This is a genomic window from Streptomyces sp. SM1 (assembly GCF_002910825.1).
Classification (GTDB): Bacteria; Actinomycetota; Actinomycetes; order Streptomycetales; family Streptomycetaceae; genus Streptomyces; species Streptomyces okerensis.
The window spans coordinates 1-4,798 of the sequence record NZ_NEUB01000953.1 but is presented as its reverse complement, the minus strand read 5'-3'; the positions used below and the strand labels follow the sequence as shown (position 1 = coordinate 4,798).

The 4,798-nt window shown below is 70.6% G+C and carries 3 protein-coding genes and 1 pseudogene; 2 read left to right on the top strand and 2 right to left on the bottom strand.

Features of this window, described 5'->3' with window-relative positions:
- The coding region (locus B9S61_RS33315) for an IS66 family transposase (RefSeq protein ID WP_103545032.1) at positions 1-1,439 on the bottom strand (1,439 nt) is incomplete at its 3' end.
- 184 nt (positions 1,440-1,623) lie between these two features.
- Between B9S61_RS33315 and B9S61_RS42880 the strand changes: the two are divergent.
- A pseudogene (locus tag B9S61_RS42880) lies at positions 1,624-1,803 on the top strand (carboxylesterase/lipase family protein); the annotation flags it as partial.
- Positions 1,804-1,988: 185 nt separating this feature from the next.
- Here the strand turns inward: B9S61_RS42880 and B9S61_RS33305 are convergent.
- On the bottom strand, positions 1,989-3,368 hold the full coding sequence (locus B9S61_RS33305; protein WP_103545508.1) for an 8-oxoguanine deaminase: 1,380 nt from the start codon (positions 3,366-3,368) through the stop codon (positions 1,989-1,991).
- Between the two features lie 238 nt (positions 3,369-3,606).
- On the opposite strand from B9S61_RS33305, the gene B9S61_RS33300 reads away from it, so the two are divergent.
- Complete coding sequence (locus B9S61_RS33300; protein ID WP_103543576.1) at positions 3,607-4,797, top strand: IS110 family transposase; 1,191 nt, start codon at positions 3,607-3,609, stop codon at positions 4,795-4,797.
- Position 4,798 lies beyond the last annotated feature (1 nt).

Here is a 4,798-nt window from a genome sequence, read left to right as displayed (position 1 = left end):
GCGGGCAGCATCCATGGCCGTCCGGCGAAGAGGTCGCGCAGGGCGGTGAGGGGGCTGATGCCGTGTGTGCGGACGGTGGAGATGTGGGCGCGGATCCGGGCGAAGCGCCTTGCGCCGGTCAGGGTCCGCCAGGCCCCGGAGACCTTCTGTTGCACCTTGATCATCCGTAGGTCGCGTTCGGCCTGGTTGTTGTCGAACGGGACACTGAAGCCGACCATGTACCGCTGGTACATGGTGGTGCGGTCCCGCAGGCGCATGGCCAGAGCCCTGGCCTTGGAGCGGGGGCCGGTGCCGGCGTAGGGGTTGGCGGCGATGCCGCACAACGCTGCCTGCCGGTAGCGGTCCTGGAAACCGGCCGACGTCTCGGCGTCCAGGGCGTCGTGCCCGGTGGCCACAGCGTCGGCGACTGCGTCCTTCGCCTCGACCAGGACATCGATCATCGCCTGGGCCCAGGCGGGGTCATGGCGGGTGTCCTCGGTCACGGCAATGGGTTCACGCAGCACGTGCGCCCCGCACAGGGCCTGCGCGTCGCCGTAGACCGTGTAGGGGGCCAGGGCATCGGTGACCAGGGTGCCGGTGAAGCCGGGCAGGACGCCGAGGTCGTCCATGGCCGCCCGGCCGCGCTGGTGGTGGATGCCGTAGAAGGTGACCAGGTGGGTGCACATCACGTGCAGCCAGTGCAGTTTCCCCGCGACCCGTACCCCGGACTCGTCCGCGTGCGCGACCGGCACCGTGGCCAGGTGGTCCTTGACCTGGGCCTCGAAGGACCCGAGCCCGTCGTGGGCGCGAGCCGGGACGGACAGGACGGTGCCGGTGGAGACCGGCAGGCTGAACAGGCAGTCCATGGCCTCGGCGAGGCGTTGGGCCGGCAGGTGCTGATAGGCCGACAGGCAGGCGATCGCGGCTCGGACGCCGGGTCCGTACACGGCGGCCGCCGTGGGCAGGTCCGGAGCCGTCGCCGTGGTGGTGTACCCGCAACCGCACACCGCCCGGTGCAGCCGGTGCTCGGTCACCTGGGGGCGGATCTCGGGCAGATCGAAGACCTGCCGGGCCCGGAAGCCCGAACCCGACGCATCGGACAGACCACCGCCACAGCTGCCGCACGCGGCCGGATGATGATCGACTATCACGTCCGGGTCGGTGACCTGCTCCAGCCGGCCACCGGGATCGCCCTTGGCCCGGCCCGGCCGACGCCCCGACGCCTTGCGCAGCGACTTCGGTGCGGGCCTCTTGTCCAGCCCGTCACTGGACGGCGGCTTGGAGGAGTTGCGCCAATCAGCGGCCAGCCGCCGCTTCAACTCCGCGATCTCAGCGTCCTGCTCGACGATCCGTGCTTCACGTCGCTCAATCGTCGCGGCCTGCGCGGCTGCTACCAGCCTCAGCTCCACGATCAGACCGGCCAGCTCGTTGTACGACGGCGGCGGCTGCTCGGAGGTCACAAGATCAATCTACTCGACCATCGCGACTGCCCCGCACCACGTCACCGCAGGTCACGGACGGCCGTAAACAGTCACGCGGCTCGTGGCCGGCCCCGCATTTCCTGGATTCCGACACCAATATCGTCCATACCGCGCTCCAGACCTGGCTGGTGCGCAGCGAGGGCAGGACCGTCCTGGTCGAAGCCCCGACACGCCCCCCGCGGATCTCGCCGCCCGCACGCACGAGGCCTGGATCCGGTTCGCCGGCACCGGCGACCCCGGCTGGGACCCGTACGACACCGGGCGCCGGACCACCATGCGCGTCGGCACCGAGTGGACCCGGACCGACGACCCCCGCGGCCGGGAACGACGGGCCTGGATCTGAATACGGCGCGTCCGCGGGCACGTGCTCCGAGCGGTGAGGTCGTTGCCGTCGGGCGCGGTGACGGCAGTTCCGTCTCCGGGGCCCACTGTCGCGCGCGCCCCGGAGACGGCCACCGTGTGGCCCCCGGCGGGGTCCACGGTCTCCGGCCGGGAGCCGTCCCTCCCGGCCGGAGACGTCAACGGGGCTCAGCCCTTCGCGGCGATCTCGGCCAGCCGCCGCGCCTCCGCGCGGGTCGAGCGGGCGATCTCGTCCTCGTCGGCCGTGAGCAGCCGGCCGTTCTCCACGATCTGGCGGCCGTTGACGAAGGACGCGGTGACCGGGGCCGCCGCGCCGAGGACCAGCGCGGTCACCGGGTCGGCGATGGAGGCGTGCGCGAGAGTGTCCATCCGCCACAGCACCAGGTCGGCGAGCTTGCCGGGCTCCAGGGACCCGATCTCGCTTGCCCGGCCCAGCACTTGGGCTCCGCCGTGGGTGCCGAGCCGCAGCGCCTGCCGGGCGTTCAGGGCCGCCTCGCGGTGGGCGCCGAGACGGTTGACGAGCAGGGCGTTGCGCAGTTCGGTGTGGAGTTCACCGGACTCGTTGGAGGCCGTGCCGTCCACGCCGAGGCCGACGGGGACGCCGGCCGCGAGCATGTCGGGGACGCGGGCGATACCGGCGCCGAGACGGGCGTTGGAGGACGGGCAGTGGGCGACGCCGGTCCCCGTGCGGGCGAAGGCGGCGATGTCGGAGTCGTTCATGTGGACGCAGTGCGCCATCCACACGTCCTCACCGAGCCAGCCGGTGGACTCGAAGTAGTCGGTCGGACCCATGCCGAACAGCTCGTGGCAGAACTTCTCCTCCTCCACGGTCTCCGAACCGTGGGTGTGCAGGCGCACACCGAGACGCCGGGACAACTCGGCTCCCTGACGCATCAGTTCGGTGGAGACGGAGAAGGGTGAGCAGGGGGCGACGGCGACCCGGGTCATGGCGTCGAAGGAGGTGTCGTGGTGCCGGCGCACCGTCTCCTCGGTGGCGGCGAGCGCGTCGTCGAGGGTCTCGACGGCGAAGTCCGGGGGCAGCCCGCCGTCCTTCTCGCCGCGGTCCATGGAGCCGCGGGCGAGGGTGAAGCGGACGCCCATGTCCCGGGCGGCGCCGATGACCGCGGCGGACAGGTCGCCGGTGCCCCGCGGGAAGACGTAGTGGTGGTCCATGGCGGTGGTGACGCCGCCGCGCGCCATCATCGCGAGCGAGCCCCGGGCGGCCGCGCGCACCATCGGCTCGTCGATGCGGGCCCAGGTGGGGTAGAGGGCGACCAGCCAGTCGAACAGGTTGTGGTCGGTGGCCAGCCCCCGGGTGATCCACTGGTAGAAGTGGTGGTGGGTGTTGACCAGGCCGGGGGTCACCAGATGCCCGGTGGCGTCGATCCGGCGTACAACGTTCTCCAGCCCTTCCGGGGCCCTGCCGGGGCCGAGGGACTCGACGCGGTTTCCGGCGAGGACGAGGTGACCGGAGGCGTACTCGGTGTCCTTCGCGTCGACGGTCGCGATCGCGCAGTTCTCGATGACGGTGCGCCGGTCTGCTGCCATGGTCCGTCCTACCTTTCAAGACGTGGGTCTGATCCGGTCATTCGTAGGATCGGAGGGCCCAGGGGTTCTGGGTATGGCTGCATGGTGGGCGCCGTTTGGATGGCTCAAAGGACTTGGCCGCCCGGAGCCCCGCGACGACTCGACCGCCAATTGGGAGACGCGACTCGATCGCTGCTGTAGGACAACGTCGGCGAGGTCGTCTGCGGGATCGATGTGACGACGAGCTGGCGGAGGGAACGTGCCCGAGATCTGGGCCGGAGTGGACATCGGCAAGACGCATCACCACTGCGTGGTGATCAACGCGGACGGCGAGCGGCTGCTGTCCCGCCGGGTCCTGAACGACGAGACCGAGCTGCTTCAGCTCATCGGCGACGTCCTGGAGATATCCACCGACGTGCTGTGGGCCGTCGACCTCAACCACGGCGGGGCCGCCCTGCTGATCGGCCTGCTGCTCAGCCACGGCCAGCCGATGGCCTACCTCACCGGCCTCGCGGTCCACCGAGCATCGGCCACCTACAAAGGCGAGGGCAAGACTGACGCGAAGGACGCCTTCGTCATCGCCGACCAGGCCCGCGTCCGACGTGATCTCGGCCTGCTGAGGCCCGGCGACGAGATCGCCATTGACCTGCGCACGCTCACTACCCGGCGCCTGGACGTGGTCTTCGACCGCACCCGGCAGATCAACCGTCTCCGCGCTCAACTGCTGGAGATCTTCCCCGCGTTGGAACGCTCGCTTGAGCTGACCAACAAAGGGCCGGTGATGTTGCTGACCGGCTACCAGACCCCGGCCGCGATCCGCCGCGCCGGCGCGAAGCGGATCGAGACCTGGCTGAAGAACCGCAAGGTCCGCGGCGCCGCCGCACTTGCGAAAACGGCTGTGGAGGCTGCCCAGGCGCAGCTGACGGCCCTGCCTGGCGAGACGCTGGCCGCCGCCATGGTGGTCCGCCTCGCGAAGGGGGTGATGTCCCTCGATGAGGAGATCGCCGAGCTCGACGCCCTGATCGAGGCCAAGTTTCGCGAGCATCCGCACGCTGAGGTGATCCGCAGTCTGCCCGGCATGGGCCCCAAGCTCGGTGCCGAGTTCATCGCCGCGACCGGCGGTGACATGGACGCCTTCGGCAGCGCCGATCGGCTGGCCGGCTTCGCCGGCCTGGCGCCCAGGCCACGCGACTCCGGCCGCGTCAGCGGCAACCTGCGCAGACCCAGGCGTTACCACCGTGGACTGCTGCGGAGCATGTACCTGTCGGCGATGGTCAGCACTACCACCTGTCCCGCCTCGAAGGCGTACTACCAGCGCAAGAGGAGCGAGGGGAAAGGACACAAGCAGGCTCTGCTGGCCCTCGCCCGCCGACGCCTCAATGTCCTGTGGGCGATGATCCGTGACGGACAGTGCTACCAAGGTTCACCTCCCGTCACGGCGGCGGCTTGAC

What these genes read in the sequence shown, in the direction of transcription:
- B9S61_RS33305 (WP_103545508.1), bottom strand. Translation starts at nt 3,368, where the DNA reads ATGGCAGCAGACCGGCGCACCGTCATCGAGAACTGCGCGATCGCGACC.